Source organism: Pseudidiomarina sp. WS423, from assembly GCF_050750165.1.
GTDB lineage: Bacteria > Pseudomonadota > Gammaproteobacteria > Enterobacterales > Alteromonadaceae > Pseudidiomarina > Pseudidiomarina fusca.
In genome coordinates this window covers 122835-141085 of record NZ_JBOJLN010000002.1, presented here as the reverse complement: position 1 = coordinate 141085, position 18251 = coordinate 122835, and the positions used below count along the sequence as shown (strand labels likewise).

14 protein-coding genes are annotated in these 18251 nt (G+C 51.0%); 2 read left to right on the top strand and 12 right to left on the bottom strand.

What is annotated here, in order from left to right:
* Nucleotides 1-19 precede the first annotated feature (19 nt).
* On the bottom strand, nucleotides 20-2656 hold the full coding sequence (gene topA, locus ACQ661_RS03655) for a type I DNA topoisomerase (RefSeq protein ID WP_431667667.1): 2637 nt from the start codon (nucleotides 2654-2656) through the stop codon (nucleotides 20-22).
* Between the two features lie 235 nt (nucleotides 2657-2891).
* On the opposite strand from topA, the gene astB reads away from it, so the two are divergent.
* Nucleotides 2892-4229, top strand: coding sequence for an N-succinylarginine dihydrolase (gene astB / locus ACQ661_RS03650; protein ID WP_110074843.1), 1338 nt, complete (start codon nucleotides 2892-2894; stop codon nucleotides 4227-4229).
* Nucleotides 4230-4339: 110 nt separating this feature from the next.
* Here astB and purF read toward each other — a convergent pair whose 3' ends face one another.
* The 10 genes from purF to fabB form a co-directional block, all read right to left on the bottom strand.
* Nucleotides 4340-5860: an amidophosphoribosyltransferase gene (gene purF, locus ACQ661_RS03645; RefSeq protein WP_110074844.1), complete on the bottom strand. Its 1521-nt coding sequence runs from the start codon at nucleotides 5858-5860 to the stop codon at nucleotides 4340-4342.
* A 50-nt stretch (nucleotides 5861-5910) separates the two neighbouring features.
* Nucleotides 5911-6393, bottom strand: coding sequence for a CvpA family protein (locus ACQ661_RS03640; RefSeq protein ID WP_313932459.1), 483 nt, complete (start codon nucleotides 6391-6393; stop codon nucleotides 5911-5913).
* Between the two features lie 88 nt (nucleotides 6394-6481).
* A complete protein-coding gene (locus ACQ661_RS03635; RefSeq protein ID WP_431667666.1) occupies nucleotides 6482-7033 on the bottom strand; it encodes an SPOR domain-containing protein in 552 nt (183 codons plus the stop codon).
* A 3-nt stretch (nucleotides 7034-7036) separates the two neighbouring features.
* A complete protein-coding gene (gene folC, locus ACQ661_RS03630) occupies nucleotides 7037-8332 on the bottom strand; it encodes a bifunctional tetrahydrofolate synthase/dihydrofolate synthase (protein ID WP_431667665.1) in 1296 nt (431 codons plus the stop codon).
* Between the two features lie 4 nt (nucleotides 8333-8336).
* Nucleotides 8337-9200 carry an acetyl-CoA carboxylase, carboxyltransferase subunit beta gene (accD, locus tag ACQ661_RS03625; protein ID WP_110074848.1) on the bottom strand — a complete coding sequence of 288 codons (864 nt, stop codon included), beginning with the start codon at nucleotides 9198-9200 and terminating at the stop codon, nucleotides 8337-8339.
* A 90-nt stretch (nucleotides 9201-9290) separates the two neighbouring features.
* Entirely contained in the window at nucleotides 9291-10121 is an 831-nt protein-coding gene (gene truA, locus ACQ661_RS03620) for a tRNA pseudouridine(38-40) synthase TruA (RefSeq protein ID WP_110074849.1), read from the bottom strand.
* Entirely contained in the window at nucleotides 10118-12217 is a 2100-nt protein-coding gene (locus tag ACQ661_RS03615) for a hypothetical protein (RefSeq protein WP_431667663.1), read from the bottom strand. Before ACQ661_RS03615 ends, truA begins: the two co-directional genes overlap by 4 nt.
* A 59-nt stretch (nucleotides 12218-12276) precedes the next feature.
* Nucleotides 12277-13293, bottom strand: a complete 1017-nt coding sequence (locus ACQ661_RS03610; protein ID WP_431667662.1) for an aspartate-semialdehyde dehydrogenase — start codon at nucleotides 13291-13293, stop codon at nucleotides 12277-12279.
* A 36-nt stretch (nucleotides 13294-13329) separates the two neighbouring features.
* Complete coding sequence (locus ACQ661_RS03605) at nucleotides 13330-14547, bottom strand: 4-phosphoerythronate dehydrogenase (protein WP_431667661.1); 1218 nt, start codon at nucleotides 14545-14547, stop codon at nucleotides 13330-13332.
* A gap of 122 nt (nucleotides 14548-14669) precedes the next feature.
* The gene (fabB, locus tag ACQ661_RS03600; protein ID WP_431667660.1) at nucleotides 14670-15881 is read right to left on the bottom strand and encodes a beta-ketoacyl-ACP synthase I; all 1212 of its coding nucleotides are present in this window, start codon (nucleotides 15879-15881) and stop codon (nucleotides 14670-14672) included.
* Between the two features lie 134 nt (nucleotides 15882-16015).
* Here fabB and mnmC point away from each other — a divergent pair, with 134 nt between their 5' ends.
* The gene (gene mnmC, locus ACQ661_RS03595) at nucleotides 16016-17947 is read left to right on the top strand and encodes a bifunctional tRNA (5-methylaminomethyl-2-thiouridine)(34)-methyltransferase MnmD/FAD-dependent 5-carboxymethylaminomethyl-2-thiouridine(34) oxidoreductase MnmC (RefSeq protein ID WP_431667659.1); all 1932 of its coding nucleotides are present in this window, start codon (nucleotides 16016-16018) and stop codon (nucleotides 17945-17947) included.
* On the opposite strand, the gene ACQ661_RS03590 is transcribed toward mnmC, so the two are convergent.
* Nucleotides 17892-18191, bottom strand: coding sequence for a YfcL family protein (locus tag ACQ661_RS03590; RefSeq protein WP_110074855.1), 300 nt, complete (start codon nucleotides 18189-18191; stop codon nucleotides 17892-17894). The two genes, mnmC and ACQ661_RS03590, sit on opposite strands and share 56 nt — an antisense overlap.
* Nucleotides 18192-18251 lie beyond the last annotated feature (60 nt).

Below are 18251 nucleotides of genomic sequence, written 5' to 3'. Positions count from 1 at the left end.
TATATGATTTACCTAGGGTTTATTTCTTACGCTTTTTCGCTTCTTGTACGCTCCACGTGCCGTCACGATAAAAGGCTTGCCAGCCAGTCGGCTTGCCATCCGCTTCGGTAATCACATACTGCTCTTTGTTCTTACGGCTGTAGCGGACAATCGCCTCGTTCCCCTCATCGTCTTTTGCTGGGGCTTCGGTAAGATAATGAAACTTACTCGGAATACGATCTTTAAAACGTTGTAATTCCGCTACTTTCACCGCCCGCGTCTCACGTGAACGAGGGAAGGTATTGGCCGACAGAAATACCCCAGAAGCACCGTCACGCAACACATAGTAAGCGCTTGAGTCTTCACATGGCAACTCAGGGAATGGCACCGGATCTTCTTTCGGCGGCGCTGGTTGACCATTTTTCAGTAATTTACGAGTATTTTTACACTCACTGTTAGTACAATCAAAATACTTGCCAAACCGGCCGGTTTTGAGCTGCATTTCACTGCCACAGCGGTCGCACTCTAACACCGGACCATCGTAGCCTTTGATTTTAAATTCACCCTGCTCAACTACCACCCCATCACAGGCTGGGTTGTTACCGCATACGTGCAGCTTGCGTGATTTATCAATCAAGTAGCTATCCATGGCAGTACCACACTTAGGACAACGCTTTTTCGCTCGTAAGGCGAGCGATTCGGCTTCGTCATCGTCGCCTTTGACACTGACTGCTTCTTCACCTGGTAACAAGTTTAAGGTTTGCGTACAGCGTTCCGCTGGAGGTAAGTCATAACCTGAGCAGCCCAAGAACACTCCGGTACTCGCCGTACGAATACCCATCTTGCGGCCACAGCTTGGACAGTCGATATCCGTTAGCACCATCTGATTGGTGCGCATGCCGCCCTCGTCTGGATCTAATTCGGCTTGCTCTAACTTGGCTTTAAATTCTTTGTAGAAATTATCGAGCGTCTCGGTCCAATCGCGCTTGCCTTCAGCGATATCATCTAACGCCTGTTCCATTTCAGCGGTGAAATTGTAGTTGAGTAGCCGCGAGAAGTTTTCCACCAACCGGTCATTCACGATTTCGCCCATTTTCTCAGCGTAAAACCGGCGGTTTTCGACTCGTACGTAGCCGCGATCTTGAATGGTCGAAATAATTGAAGCGTAGGTCGATGGACGACCTATACCGCGTTTTTCTAGTTCTTTCACCAAGGATGCTTCGCTGAAACGCGCCGGTGGTTTGGTGAAATGTTGTTGTGGATCTAGCTGTTGCAATGCTAACACTTCGCCCTTTTTAACATCAGGTAACGACGCATCATCATTCGCTTTACTCGCTGCCGGTGGCTGCACTTTGGTCCAGCCCGCAAATCTCATCACGCGGCCTCGAGCTTTCAATTCATAATCACCAGCGGCCACCGTAATGGTAGTCGCATCGTATTGTGCCGGAGTCATTTGACAGGCAACAAATTGCCGCCAAATAAGTTCATACAAGCGCTGAGCGTCGCGCTCCATATCACGTAACTGCTCTGATTTAACCGTGACGCTTGATGGACGAATAGCTTCATGCGCCTCTTGCGCATTCTGTTTGGAGCCGTACATATTAGGTTTGGCTGGTAAGTAGTCGCCACCAAACTGTTTCTCGATATAGCTACGACAGCTCGCTACCGCTTCGCTACTTAGATTGGTTGAGTCGGTACGCATGTAGGTGATGTGACCGGCTTCATACAAGCGTTGCGCCAACATCATGGTTTTCTTCACGCCAAAGCCCAACCGAGTACTGGCGGCTTGCTGCAGCGTAGAGGTGATAAAAGGTGCCGATGGACGACTGCTGGTCGGCTTATCTTCACGCTCCATCACTTTATATTGCGCACCTTGCAGCGCATCAACTGCCGCCATGGCTGCGGCTTTATCACCGACTTTAAAGGCCTTGCCTAGGTGTTTCTGCACCTGCATTCGCAGCTCAGCTTGTGCAGCTGTGTTTAAATCAGCGTAAATATCCCAATACTCTTCAGGAATAAAAGCTTTGATTTCGCGCTCACGTTCCACAACCAAGCGCACTGCTACCGATTGCACCCGTCCGGCCGATAAGCCGCGGGCAATCTTTTTCCACAGTAAGGGTGACACCATAAAACCTACTACGCGGTCTAAAAAGCGACGGGTTTGTTGGGCGTGCACGCGATCTTCGTTGACCTCGGCGGGCTTCGAAAACGCTTCTTGAATGGCTTTTTTGGTGATTTCGTTAAACACCACCCGCTGAAACCGCTGTTTATCGCCACCGATTAACTCACGTAGGTGCCAAGCAATGGCTTCTCCCTCGCGGTCCAAATCCGTTGCGAGATAGATTGCATCGGCTTTGCTGGCAAGCTTCTGTAACTCAGCAACTACTTTTTCTTTGCCGGGTAAGATTTCATAGTGTGCTTGCCAGCCGTGTTCAGGGTCAATACCCATACGCGCCACCAACTTGGCGAACTCACGCTGCTGGCGATAAGCTTCTTTTGCTTCAGGCGACATTTTGCGAACTTCTGCAGCCGGCTTAGTTTTTACCGTGGCTACCGAGCGAGTGGGCAAGTCACGCACGTGACCTACACTCGATTTCACAATGAAATCATTCCCTAAATATTTATTAATTGTCTTGGCCTTCGCGGGGGACTCGACAATAACTAGCGCTTTTGCCATGCGACTCTCTATGTATTGGTGATTTACCGGGTTCTTTTTTTAGATATATCCGTTTCGCATTCACTTCACAACCACCGAATGCAAATTAAATAAACAATCATTTTTTAAGTATAAACATGCAAACAGCCCGAAACGCCAGATAATTCAAGGGCTACAGCACTTACACCTAAGCTATTTAGTGGGTATAATACTCCGCAAATGAACACTTGCAACCGCAATGGAGGTTTCGTTAAGCATGAAACACGTTGAAGTAAACTTCGATGGCCTCGTCGGCCCCACTCATAATTACGCTGGGTTATCTTTTGGTAACGTGGCGTCGTTGAGCAATGCTAAAGCAACCTCTAGCCCCAAATCAGCGGCTAAACAAGGCTTAGCCAAAATGAAAGCGCTGCACGATATGGGTATGGTGCAAGGTGTCCTGGCGCCACAAGAACGCCCTGATATTGCTACCTTACGACGTTTAGGCTTTAGTGGTTCAGATGGCGAGGTGTTAATCCGTGCCGCCAGCCAAGCCCCGCAGATTTTCCAAGCGGTGTGCTCGGCTTCAAGCATGTGGACCGCCAACGCCGCTACCGTGTCGCCGGGTGCTGATACGGCCGATGGCAAGGTACACTTTACGCCGGCTAATTTAACCAATAAATTTCACCGCAGCTTAGAGCCTCAAACCAGCGGTCGTATTTTACAGGCGATGTTTAACAATGGTCGCTACTTTGAGCACCACACTCACTTGCCTGATAACGAGCATTTTGGAGACGAAGGCGCCGCTAACCACACGCGTTTGTGCAGTAACTACGGTCATGCTGGAGTGGAGATTTTCACCTTTGGCCGGTACGCCTTTGATAGCAGCAAGCCAGCGCCACAAAAGTATCCGGCGCGGCAAACCTTTGAGGCGTCGCAAGCCATCGCACGGTTGCATGGATTAAGCGACGAGAATACGGTCTTTATTCAGCAAAACCCAGCCGTTATCGATCAAGGCGTGTTCCATAATGACGTGATTGCAGTGGGCAACCAGAACGTGCTCTTTTATCACCAGCAAGCGTTTTTGGATACAGAGCAGAAATTCGCCGAAATTCAGCGCAAATTTGGCGACGAACCTGTCCATTTCATTGAAGTTAGCACCAATGAAGTATCCGTTGAAGATGCCGTACAAACCTATTTATTCAACACCCAGCTGTTAACCATGCAAGACGGTCATATGGCTATTATTGCTCCAACTGAGTGTCAAGAGAACCCGCGGGTTGCTGCTTATTTGGCAGAATTAGTCACCCGCAATACCCCGATTCGCCAAGTGCATTATTTTGATGTAAAACAAAGCATGCGCAACGGCGGTGGCCCTGCTTGTCTGCGTTTACGAGTTGCTTTGAATGATACTGAACTAGCGGCGGTAAACCCAGCGGTACTGATGAACGATGAGCTATTTGCCCGTCTGAACCAATGGGTCGATAAACATTATCGCGATGAACTGAGTGTGGCTGATTTAAGTGATCCACAGTTACTCACCGAGTCTCGGACAGCGTTAGATGAGCTCACCCAAATCTTAAAACTTGGCTCGGTGTATCCGTTCCAGTTGTAAGGGCTATCTGGTTAAGTAGCACCTGTTTAAACCCAAGCTGTTTAAGCAGCAGCCATAAAAAAAGCCATGATGAAACATCATGGCTTTTTTCTCGAACTTGTTATCAGCACTTACTCGTCATCAAGCTCATTATGTAGCTCTAAATTAGCATCTTCAGCACTATTATCGCCACCACGAGCAATATCGTTACGGGCTGCATCAAGACGATCTAAGTAGCTTTGGTTGATATCGCCAGTGATGTACTTGCCGTTAAAGACCGAGGTCTCAAATTGCTCAATGGCAGGATTCTCTTCTTGAACTGCCGCAATTAAATCGTCCAGTTCTTGATAGATCAAACCATCGGCTTTGATTAAATCGTTGATCTCCGCAGCTTCACGACCATGGCCAATCAGTTCATTGGCGCTTGGCATATCAATCCCATACACGTTCGGGAAGCGGATCTCTGGGGCGGCCGAGGCAAAATAAACTTTCTTCGCGCCAGCTTCACGGGCCATCTCAATGATCTGCTCAGATGTGGTACCACGGACAATTGAATCATCTACCAACAGCACGTTTTTCCCACGAAATTCAGCGCTAATCGCATTCAACTTGCGGCGCACTGATTTACGTCGTTGGGTTTGCCCTGGCATGATAAAAGTACGGCCAATGTAGCGGTTTTTAACAAAGCCTTGGCGATACGGCAGGTCCAAAATATTAGCCATCTCTAGCGCAATATCACAACTGGTTTCAGGGATCGGGATCACCACATCGATGTCTAAGTGAGCATAGTCTCGTTTCACTTTTTCACCTAGCTTGCGACCCATGTTAACGCGTGAGGCATACACCGACACTTTATCAATAAAAGAATCAGGACGCGCAAAGTACACGTATTCAAAGATACAAGGGCAATGCTGTGGGTTATCCGCACATTGGCGCGAGGTCAACTGGCCATCTTCGCTGATATAAACAGCTTCACCCGGCTCGATATCACGCACATAAGTAAAGCCAGTGCCGTCTACGGCAACACTCTCAGAAGCAACGATATATTCAGGGCCCTTAGCGGTATCACGCTTACCTAATACCAGCGGTCGAATGCCCCATGGGTCACGAAACGCGACCATGCCGTGGCCAATAATCATGGCTACCACAGCATAAGCGCCACGAATCTGTCGATGCACTCGGCTTACCGCGGCAAACACATCTTCTGCGGTCAGTTGTAGGCTTTCTTGTTGGTACAGTTCGTGGGCAAAAATATTGAGAAGAATTTCAGAATCAGAGGTGGTGTTAATATGGCGGCGAGCTTTCTCAAACAACTGCTGTTGTAATTCTTGCGCGTTGGTGAGGTTGCCATTATGCGCCATGGCAATACCAAACGGCGAGTTCACATAAAAAGGTTGAGCCTCGGCCGAGCTGGAGCTACCTGCGGTTGGATAACGCACATGACCAATCCCGATCCGCCCCGTTAACCGGTGCATATGGCGTGTGTGAAACACATCTCGCACTAAACCATTCGCCTTGCGCAAGCGCAAGGTGTTGTTGTCTACCGTCATGATGCCGGCGGCATCTTGACCGCGATGCTGTAGCATCGTTAAACCATCGTACAAGGCCTGATTAACTGGGTCTTTACCAACAATACCAACTATGCCACACATGCTATAACAACCTCATTGATTGCGCCTATTTACTGCGCTCATTTATTGAGTTAGGGGAGAAAACTTGAAGTTTTCTCTAGGTATTCAAAAAACCATTCAATCACAATGCCAAAGTGAGGAATCAACGAAGACTCAACCCACCATTGGGCTTGGGCGAAACCAGTAAAGGAATCTAAAAAGAACAATAACGCCGCTACCACTAACACCCCACGCAGCGCCCCAAAAACGGCGCCGAGCAAACGGTCAGTGCCACTTAAACCTGTGCCTACTACTAAGCGCCCCAGCAGATTGTTTAGAATCGCTCCAACAATCAGCGTAGCCACAAATAAAGCAGCCACAGCGGCACCATTGCGCAGCATCTCATCTTCAATACCAGTGAAATAAACTGCTAAATCTAAATAGAAAAATTTGGCGATGAAAAATGCGGCAATCCAGATTGCCAGCGACATCGCTTCTTTAATAAAACCACGACTAAGACTAATTAGCGTAGACAGCCCAATGATGGCTAAAATGGTGATATCAAACCAATTCATAACTGCATTCCTTAGCTATTTTTGGCGCGCGAATTATACCAGATTTGATTCGGTTTTGCGCCATTATTGTTGTTATTAAACGGTAGCCTTAGGGTTGGTAACGCACCACTTTACCGTTGAGTGAGGTGATTTGTTTGAGTTTTGGTAGATCTTGTTCAAGTTCACTTTTCACTAACTTCGGGCCTACCATAAGCTTATGTAGAGGCCCTTGGCTGCCGGCCACTTGCTCGCGATAAGCAGCGTAACCAGCGGCTTGTAGTTCAGCCACCAATTGGTCAACGGACTGCTGATTGCGAAACGCTCCCAGTTGAATAACCCAACCGGACTCTTTTAATGCGGCGGCACTGGGTGGTTGAGCCACTGCTGGAGTGCTGCTCGCCGGTGCTGATTGGTTGAGCGTCGGTGCCGTGTCGGCGGTTAACTCAACGGTCGCTACATCATCCAACGAGGGTGGTAATTGCTCCGTTGGGATCTCCGCTACCGGGGTACTGGTGACTGCTACTTCGGGTTGCAACGGAATCGTCTCAAATTGCTCTTGTTGCTGCGGTGGCTTGCCATCCAGCAATTCAGGTAAAATAATTACCGCAAGCGCAATCAGAATAACGCTCCCCACTAACCGGTTTTGCAATTGCGACGCCATCAGTTACTCCGTATCTGCTATTTTGCCCACAGTGTAAAACGACCCGCAAACCAATACCAGCGGTTGTTGTTGGTTACTCCCCTCGGGCGCGGGTGCAGCGGCAGCTAGAGCGGCGGCATAGGCACTTGCCACATCGGCAAAACAGCCAGCCACGTTAGCTGTGCTCGGCAGCTGTTGTTGCAGTTGCTCAGCTCGCGCACCACGTGGTTCGCTCAAATCGGCAAAGAACCACTGGGCAACCAGCGGCTGTAAGGTCGCTAGGGTGCCGGCAATATCTTTATCTTGCAGCATCCCAACCACGGCTAACACGGGGCGCTCAGGATAACGCTGACGCAGCACTTCCACTAAGTAGGCGGCAGCATGGGGATTATGAGCCACATCGAGTAAGGTATCCGCGGAGCGCTGTGCCGTGGCTGCTAAAAACTGTAACCGCCCCGGTTCACGCGCCTGCTCTAAGCCTTGCTTAATGGCGGTTAAAGTAACGGGTAGCGGCAACGCTGCTAAAGCAGCTACTGCCGTGGCTGCATTTGGTAAAGGCAATTGTGGTAACGGCAAATCAAGCAGTTGTATTTCACTGTTGCGGAACTGCCAGTGCTGCGCATCTTGTGGTTTGTAGAAGAACTCATAGCCGACTCGCTGCAGCTGAACTTGCTGGGCTTGAGCCTGTTCTACTACGGCCGCTGGCAAATCAGGTTCACCGCAAATAGCCGGACGATGGGGTCTAAAAATACCTGCTTTTTCTCGTGCGATACCAGTCCGGTCGGCCCCCAAAAAGCCAACGTGATCGATCCCCACACTGGTCAGCAAAGCAACATCCGCGTCGATAATATTCACCGCATCTAAGCGGCCTCCTAAGCCTATTTCTAACACCCAAACATCGAGGTTACGTTGCTGCATCAGCCACAATGCCGCTAAGGTGCCAAATTCAAAATAGGTTAACGAAATATCGCCCCGAGCAGCTTCTACTGCCGCAAAAGCCGCCACATGCTCAGCATCGCTGAGTTGTTCGCCATTAATACGCACGCGCTCGTTATAGCGATGCAAATGCGGAGAAATATAGACGCCAGTTTGATAGCCATCCGCGCGTAAGATAGTTTCGAGGTAACGCACCGTCGAACCTTTACCGTTAGTACCAGCAACGGTCATCACTTTGGCGCTTGGCTGCAATAAATTGAGTTGCTCAGCAACCTGCTTCACTCGGTCTAAGCCCATGTCGATGGCTTGATGATGCAAGTGCTCTAAATAAGTCAGCCAGGCATGAAGCCCGGCTGATGTGGATGGAACAGAAAGCTGTGTCATAGGCTTAATATTCGTCGGCTACAGCCGGTAAGTTTTGGAACTTGGCCAACAAGGACGCAATGGTATTTCGCATTTGGCGCCGATCAACAATCATATCAACAGCCCCATGGTCGAGTAAGAACTCGGCGCGTTGGAAGCCTTCTGGCAGCGTCTCGCGTACCGTCTGCTCAATCACTCGTGGCCCAGCAAAACCAATCAGAGCCTTGGGCTCTGCAATGTTCACATCACCTAACATGGCCAAACTAGCTGATACGCCACCCATGGTTGGATCTGTCAGTACCGAAATGTAGGGTAAACCAGCTTCGCTCATGCGCGCTAACGCCGCTGATGTTTTTGCCATCTGCATCAAACTCAGTAAGGCTTCTTGCATACGAGCGCCACCTGATGCTGAAAAACACACCAATGGAATCCGTTCTTGCAAACACACCTTGGCTGCTTCAGCAAAACGCGCACCAACCACGGATGCCATAGAACCACCCATGAATTCAAATTCAAACGCGACAGCCACCACCGGCATACCTTTTAAGGTACCTTTTTGCGCAACTAAGGCATCTTTCTCACCCGTAGCTTTTTGCGCAGCGGCAATACGATCTTTGTATTTTTTTGAGTCTCGAAACTTCAACACATCTTTCGGTTCAAGCTCAGCACCAATCTCGGTAACTTTACCTTCATCCAAAAAGTGCTTAAGCCGCATCCGCGCCGATACCCGCATGTGGTGATCACACTTAGGGCAGACATTCAGGCTACGCTCTAAATCAGCGCTGTACAAAATGGCATCACAACTGCTGCATTTGGCCCAAACTCCCTCGGGAATTTCACGCTTTTTGCTGCTCTTTGGTTTTGCAAGAATTCGCTCAATCCAGCTCATAGTAATTCGCTTGTCTCAATAATTTAATGGCGCTATTAAAGCACATTCGTGCTTACTAGTTTAGCAAAAAGTGGTCTTAACTGTTAGCCGTCAGCCCCATACCACCGCACTTGGTAACCATAAGGGCCCAGGCTCTACTTGGGGTAAGTTAAAGTGGGCGGGGTAATCTACCTGCACCAAATACAATCCTTCGGCCTTCGCTGTAGCCGCAGCTTGGGTTCTATCTTTTAGCGCTAACACCTGGGCTGGCCACCCGACCGCTTGGCTACCTTTGCCTACTTCCAGCAAGGTGCCAACGATGTTACGTACCATATGATGCAAGAACGCATTGGCGGCAATATCGACCACGACAAAGTCGCCTAAGCGTTGCACTTGAATGTGGGTCACACACCGATTCGGTGAATGAGATTGGCATTGCGCGGCACGAAACGAACTAAAATCATGCTCGCCTAGCAGCCCTTGCGCGGCGTCATGCATACGAGCTACATCTAACGGCTGGTGATAATGACTTAAGCCCTGGCCTAAGATACCCGGCCGATAACGGCCATTGGCAATAATATAGCGGTAACGCCGTCCGGTCGCACTGAAGCGTGCGTTAAAATCATCCGCAACCGGTTGCGCCCAACGCACGGCCACGGTCGCTGGTAGATTGCTATTCACGCCCATGGTCCAGGCCGGCATAGCGCGCTCGAACTGGCAATCAAAGTGCACCACTTGTCCGGTCGCATGCACCCCTGCATCGGTACGTCCGGCACAGGTGACTTCAACCGGATGATTAGCCACTTTGCTTAACGCTTGTTCAAGTACTTGCTGTACTGAGATAACTTCGCGTTGTCGTTGCCAGCCATAAAAAGCGCTGCCATCGTATTCAATCCCTAAGGCTATGCGGCTGGTTCCGCTACTACTACCTTGCTCGGTCATGCACCGTCCTGTTCATCTATCTGTTGCTGCAGCATAGCGATTTCACGCTGCAAATCTTCATCGGTACTGGCATCAATAGCTAATAACTCAGCCCGCGCAGCAGCAAAATCACCCATGTCTAAATAGGTTTGGGCTAAATCCAGGTGATTCAGTGCGGTGTCTTCACCGGTGGGCAAGCTGCCGGCTTCGCTCTCATAGAGGGTGTGTGAAAAGTCATTGGCACCCTCGGCTTCCGCTTCTTCCAAGAGCTGCTCGATCGCTAAGTAGTCATCGTCTGAATCTTGTTGCGATAAATCGTATTCAGTTTGGCCTACTGGGTCATCTTGCCTGCTAGGCTCGTTGCTATCCTCGGCTTGTTCCAGCAAGGCAGCAAGATCCTCATCATCGCTTTCAACGAGCGAGGCCGGTTGGTATTCTTGTTGATACTGGTTTTCGTTATAGGCTTCATCGCCATAAGCTTTTCCGGCATAGGCGCTATCACCAAATTCTTGATCCACGTAGCTACCGTCATCGGGCTCCTGCTCCGCAGACTTCGTCGCCGACAGATCTGAATCCTCCAACTCAAACTCAATGAGGTTTTCCGCAGCAGATTCAGCAGTTAGCTCAGCCTCACCACGAGTCTCTGCCGCAGCCGTAAGCACCGCATCTTGCTCAGCAAACAAAGCCTCTAGCTCCGCATCCAAATCGTCAGGCTCGGCATCGAGTTCGGTTTCCAACTCGGCATCGAGTTCGGTTTCTAGCTCGGCATCAAGTTCGGTTTCCAGCTCGGCATCAGGCTCGGCAGCTGTTGATGAATCTTGCGCTGCGGTTGCTTGGGGAGTGAATTCTAGTTCCGCATCTAAGTCTTGTAATGACTGTTCTAAGCTAGTTTCTGCGGCGTCAGTTTCAGCCTGCTCTTTGGCCAGCTCAGCTGCACTCTCAGCTGCACTCTCATCAGCACTCTCGGCCGCCGGCTCGGCTGCATCATCAGCTTGAGCTGCATCTGCTGCTAAGGCGGTGACTCCGGCTGCTAACGCTGCTTGCTCGGCTTCTTCAAAGGCGCTGGGGACAGTTTCCAAGGTTGGCGCCACTTGCGAACTTGCGGCATCTGTAACAGTGCCCCCCGCCACAGCACTGGCCGCAGCAGCACTGTCGGCGGCCGCTGCCGATTGCTGCTCTCTGGCAGCAGCATCTAATGCACCTTTATACTGACTCGATTGCTGCTGTTGACGTTGTCGATAAAAACGATAGCCAAATAACAACACCAGCAGTAATGGTACCCCTACCACCAGTAACAGATGCAGTGGCTGCATTAACCAAGCCAATAAACTTGGTTTAGCTGGGGCTGGTGGCTGTTGTTGGATGGGCACAGCTTGATTGGCCTGTTCTGATTGCTCCGCAGCTACTGATGCCGCCGCTTGCAACGCTGCTGCAGTTGCATCTGCAGGAGTTTCAGTGGTAGCACTTTCTTGTCGTTGAGCTGTCACTTCCGCACTGATTTGCTGTTGTAACTCAGCTTCTGCTTGTTGCTCTGCATTAACTTTTAAGCGCAGCTCACCGAGCTCTTCAGTGACCGCTAACAAACGCTCCTGCAACTCAAGATTTTGGCGCTGCAGTTGTTCAATTAACTCTATCGACTGGGCCAGCTGATTGCGTAATCCAGCCAGTTCACTAGGGGCTAAACCACCTGCAGCAGCGGCTTGGCTTGTTTGGCTTGCTGCCGACTGAGCTGAGTTATCCCCCGCAGTCGGCTTTGGCTTAGCGACTGTAACCTCGGTCGTGGCAACCATGCCATCCGTGGGAATGGTTAGATAAAACCCATCCAACATATGGTCAGCAAGGCCATTCGGGAACACCCGCGGGTTAGCTTCAATGATGAGGTCCATCATCTCGTACACATTGAGATCGCGCTTGTCGCTGTAATACATAGCAATGGTCCACAGCGTATCACTCGATACAATAGGGCCAAAGCGCTCAGCTTGCCAACGAGAGGCGGTCTGCGCCTGTCCAGCAAGCGCAATAGAGCTTGGCACGATGCTCGCCTGCGCCGCGACGCCAGCGATTGCCAACGCTGCTACTACACTACTCAACAAGCTACGCTTGATGTTCCGTTTCATTGACTAGATCCCTCATTTACTCTTGTTATTATTATCGATAGCCATGCTACGAGGTTTGACTACAAATAATCGCGAATCAAATATTCCGCAATTTGAATGCTGTTGGTCGCCGCACCTTTACGTACGTTATCAGCCACCACCCACAAATTCAGCCCTTGCGGATGAGAAATATCATTACGTACGCGGCCGACAAAGACACTGTCATGACCTGCCGCATCACCTACTTGGGTTGGAAAATCTTCATTATTTTCCAATAAGATAACCCCGGGCGCAGCGCGCAACAACTGTTTTGCTTGCTCGGCATCTATCGGCTGCATGGTTTCTATATGCACAGCCTCGGCATGGCCAAAGAAAACGGGTACCCGCACTGCCGTGGCATTCACGCGTACGTTTTCATCACCAAAAATCTTCTGCGTCTCCCACACCATTTTCATTTCCTCTTTGGTGTAGTCGTTGTCTAAAAACACATCGATTTGTGGAATGCAGTTAAAAGCAATTTGACGGCTAAAGGTTTCAACTTCTACCGGGCGCCCGTTCAATAACGCTGCCGTTTGCTGGGCTAACTCGTCCATAGCCTCTTTACCTGCGCCGGATACCGACTGATAGGTCGCCACGTTGATACGCTCAATGCCTACCGCATCGTAAATAGGTTTCAGCGCGACTAACATCTGAATGGTTGAGCAATTGGGATTCGCAATAATATTGCGATTGCGAAAATCGGCCAACGCATGGGCATTTACTTCTGGCACCACCAGTGGAATATCTGCTTCGTAGCGAAATTCAGAGGTGTTATCAATCACCACGCAGCCGGCATCCGCAGCGCGTGGTGCGTACATGCGAGAAATCGCTCCACCGGCAGAGAAGAAGCCAATGTCAACTTGGCTCCAATCAAAGGTGTCGGCATCTTGCACGGTAATCTCTTCGCCACGAAACTGCACCTGGGTACCTGCCGAACGGCTACTGGCTAATGGAAACAGTTCAGCCACAGGAAAGCCACGTGCTTCTAGAATTTCAATCATCTGTTGGCCAACCAGTCCGGTTGCTCCTAATACCGCAACATTAAATGCACGTGACATAACCACTCCTAGCTTTGGTGGGCCGCCTTAGCAGCCTTATTTGAATTGAAAAGTTAATTGTTTTAGGCGCTTACGCCATTCTTCTGTGGCCAGCCAAGAACCACCTTGCACCTGTCCAACACTTAATTCAGGACGATGCGCATAACCACGCCGCAGTTGGTCAAAAGCGGCCGGTTTAGCAGGCTGTTGTCGTAACGCTAAATCATCTTGGCGTATATCATAAATCGCCAAGACCCAGGATGCTAGTGTTCGCCAATCAGGGGCCTCATTTGCCTGCCATAGCTGCGGCTGTACACTTGTCGGCCAAGCTTGCAATAAATCAATTAAGTCTGGCAATTCATGTACGGGCATGGCGGTGCCACTGGCTTGGGCTAACTCGGAACTTGGCAACCAAGACAGCAGTTGCTGCAGTAATTGCAAGGTGCCGGCCACTTTGCCAGCCATGCTATGCCCAGCAATATGCATGGTAGCTAAGCTCAGCCAGGGCAATAAATCCGTAGCTATCTGTGGCTCATGCTCCCACACATCGAGTACCACTCGCAATGGTTGTTGTCGGTTAGCTGCGGCGCGCAAAGCGGACTCTGCTACTACTGGCCCGCGACTTGCGTTAATCAGCACACAATTTGCAGGTAACTGAGCGATACTGGCGTCATCCAGCAAATGGTAGGTAGCGAAAGGTCCGCTGCGCGTGAGTGGCACATGGCAGCTGATCGCTGCACTGGCTAACACCTGCTGCCAGTTGGCATGAATCGGCATGCCATCTCGTTGGCTTATCCCCTGTGCCACTAAAGGCGGATCATAATAATGCACCTGATAGCCCAAACCTTGCAGTCGCGCCCCAGCAGCTTGGCCCGTATGCCCACCACCAATGATCGCTACTGGCCCGGTTAAGGCTGCATCCTGCGCCAAGGTTAACGCGGCTACGGCACTGGCAACGTAGTCACCCACCGCTTGTGCGTTCACACCGGGGGTACTGACAAACTTAATCCCCCGCGCCTGGCAAGCTGACGCATCAACATGCTCAGTACCTATGGTTGCAGTGCCGATCCAACACACATGCGGAGCTTGATCTAACAGTTCCTTGGTAACTTGGGTAATCGAGCGGATCAGTAGTACTTGGGCTCGCGCTAGTTGGAAAGCGTCGGGCTGGCGTCCACTAAAAGTTTCTAGCTGCAACGCCATACCAGCTTGCTGACAGGCGCGTACTAGTTGGGCCAGGGCCGGCATACTGGCATCGGCGAGAAGATTGATCATAGATGGGCCACTTATAGCTCACTAAAACAGACGAGCTAGCTTACAACAAAAAGGTGCGCCTTGGCGCACCTTTTTTGTAAACCATCAGCTACCGTTAAGATAGCTGCTTGCAGCAAGCTAGGTTACTGATACTTACGCAAAACCAGCGTGGCATTGGTGCCACCAAAACCAAAGCTATTCGACATCGCCGTCGTAATGTTAGCTGGGGTTGGGCTGGTGACAATATTCATCCCAGCAGCACCTGGATCTAAGTTTTCCACGTTGATGGATGGCGCCACAAAACCATGTTGCATCATCAGTAACGAGTAAATAGCTTCGTGGACACCTGCCGCACCTAGGGCATGGCCAGTCATCGCTTTAGTGGCACTGATCATTGGCGTGGTGTCACCAAACACTTCACGAATAGCTTCCAGCTCTTTAGTGTCGCCAACCGGGGTTGAGGTACCGTGTGTGTTCAGGTAATCAATCGGCGTATCAACAGTCTCTAAGGCCATTTGCATACAACGCACGGCACCCTCGCCTGATGGCGCAACCATGTCGTAGCCGTCCGAAGTGGCACCATAGCCAACAATTTCAGCATAAATATGAGCACCACGTGCCAACGCTGTTTCTAGTTCTTCAATCACCAGAATACCGCCGCCACCGGCCGGCACAAAGCCATCACGATCCACGTCATAGGTACGCGACGCTTTGGTAGGCTGGTCATTGTACTTGGTGCTAAGTGCACCCATAGCATCAAACTCCATGCCTAAGGTCCAGTGCAATTCTTCACCACCACCAGCAAACACACGGTCTTGCTTACCAAATTGAATCAGTTCCAAGGCATGACCAATACAGTGCGCCGAAGTAGCACAGGCTGAACTGATGGAGTAGTTCACCCCTTTGATCTGAAATGGCGTTGCTAAACATGCCGACGTGGTAGAAGCCATGCAACGAGGCACCATGTAAGGCCCCACTCGTTTCACGCCTTTTTCACGCATGATATCAGCAGCGGCAACCTGGTGCTCGCCAGAAGCGCCACCGGAGCCAACCACCAGACCTGTGCGTGGGTTTGACACTTGTTCGTCGGTTAAGCCGGCATCGGCTATCGCTTGCGCCATGGCCATGTAGGCATAGGCGGCAGAATCTCCCATAAAGCGTAATGCTTTGCGGTCAATATGATCAGCTGGGTTAGCCCGTACTGGCCCCCAAACCTGACAACGTAACCCCATATCGGCAAATTCTTGAGAAAATTCAATGCCCGAGCGTCCTTGTTGTAACGACTCCAACACTTCTTGTTTGTTCACGCCGATACTCGACACAATGCCAAGTCCGGTAATCACTGCTCTTCTCATTCTCATGTCCTGTCTTGCTGAGCGCTGCTGTATGGTAGCCCACTTCTGAAAAAAAGTGGTCTGCTTTCCGTATTTTTACCTAAAAATTGTTACACTAATGCGCTAGATTAGCCACCTGATTGGATGACTTTTTTGTGAGTAAACTTCCCCCTCAGCCGGTGCAGCCTGCGCAAATCAGCTACAACGACCATGGTTTACCGGTCGCTACCGCTTTTGATGATATTTATTTTACCAACAGCGATGGTCTGGCCGAAAGTCGTTACGTATTCTTGCAGCATAACGATCTACCCCAACGCTGGCAAACTCATCCGCATCCGCTGTTTGTAGTAGCCGAGTCTGGTTTTGGTACCGGCTTGAATTTTCTTGCCTGCTGGCATGCTTTTATGCAACAGGCGCCTAGCTCGCTGCGACTGCATTTTGTCTCATTTGAAAAGTACCCCTTAGCCCGCGCTGATTTGCAGCGGGCGCTAGCCCACTTTCCAGAGCTAGCAGAGTTAGCAGCGCAACTGCAGGCGCATTACCCTGCGGCCGAGGCTGGGTGTCATCGGCTGCAATTTGCCCAAGGTCGGGTCACCTTAGATCTGTGGTTTGGTGACATTCTCGACCTGCTGCCGGCGTGGCCTTCGCAACAGAGCGTAGATGCTTGGTTTTTGGATGGCTTTGCCCCGGATAAGAACCCAGCCATGTGGCAACCTGAATTATTTAACGCCATGGTCAGTCATGCTCGTGCTGGCTGTACTTTTGCTACCTTTACCGCTGCCGGTGCCGTTCGCCGTGGTTTACAAGCAGCTGGCTTTAGTGTGCTCAAAGTTAAAGGCTTTGGCCATAAACGCGAGATGCTACGCGGCGTTCTTTGCGAGAAAACAGGTTCTGAACCAACAGGGTCCATGCAAAATGGCGCTGCGAGAGCGACTGCTGAGGCGCCTCGGTTAGCCATTGTTGGCGGAGGTATCGCGGCAGCTTGCTTGGCTTGGTCACTGACCCGCCGCGGTCACGCGGTGACCTTGTATACCACCGGAATCGCTAGCGGCGCCTCAGGCAATGCGCAAGGTGCAGTCTACCCTCTGTTACATGCGCAATTCAGTCCGCTCGCACAGTTTTTTGTCGGTGCCTTTCATCAGGCTCGCCAGTTTTATGCACAGTATGCACCCGCCTGTTGGCATCCAAGCGGAGTCTTGCAGCTCGGCTTTAATCAGGAGCGCCAGCAACGCCAACACAAACTTTTAGCCGCCCAACTGTACCATGCAGAAACCGTGCATGGCTTGAGCGCTGCCGCCACTCAACAACATTGGGCGGAATTACCAGCGCAGCCAAGCTTATTTTATCCGCGCGCCGGTTGGGTCAGTCCGGCCAAACTCGTCGCTGATTTATTGCAGCAATGCGGCGAGTTGTTAACCATCATTGAATTAGGAAAAGAACTGGATAAAGAGCCAAGTAGCGGGCACCAAGCCATTACCGCCATCAAGCCACATGCTTCTGGTTGGCACCTCTATAGTGGGGATAGCTTAGTTGGTCGCGCTGATCTGCTGTGGGTCGCCGCCGGCGCTGGCATGCAGCAGTTGCTAGCGCCGTGGCAGTTGCAATTCAGTAATGTGCGTGGCCAAGTCACTCAGGTAGCGGCAACAGCAACCAGCAGTAGCTGCCCAACGGTGATCTGCTACAAGGGCTACTTTACGCCTGCCGAAGACGGTCGCCATTGTGTTGGCGCCACCTACGCTCGCAACTACCCAGCCAGCCTAGCGCAGCAACCACAAACGGCCGATCAGCAGGAAAATTTAGCCACCCTGATTGATAATCTGGGGCCGGCTGCCAGAGCTTGGGCCGAGCAGTTAGAAGCTGTCGCTGACCGTGCCGCCGAGCGCAACACCACCCGCGATCATTTGCCCGCCTGCGGCTGGCTCACTCCCACCTTAGCAGTCTTAGGTGGGCTCGGCTCACGTGGGTTTACCAGTGCGCCCTTGGCCGCAGAAATATTGGTCAGCCAGTGGCTGCAAGAACCCCTGCCCTTGGCTACTGAGCTGCTGCAGCGGTTGGCTCCGCAACGGCTTCAAGCTGCGCCAGCATAGCCTGTATATGAACCATGTCGGCCGGTGCTAATTCGTGCTTGGCGTGCTCTACTGAAGCACGCACCGCCGGCAAAATGGCTGTGGTTTGGGCCAGCTCTTGCAATTCCAATTGCGCTACCACCAAATCAAAATGGCCGCGCAAGTAGCCGCTGGCAAACAGTTCGTCGTCTGTGCCTGTCACCACCGCACGCTCAAAAACTTCTTCTAATTGTTCCACGTATTGCTGAAACTCTGCTGATGCCATCACCTACTTTCCTTCACCCAAACGTTACTTAAGCCACCTGTTGGCGTGGCTGTTGCAGTG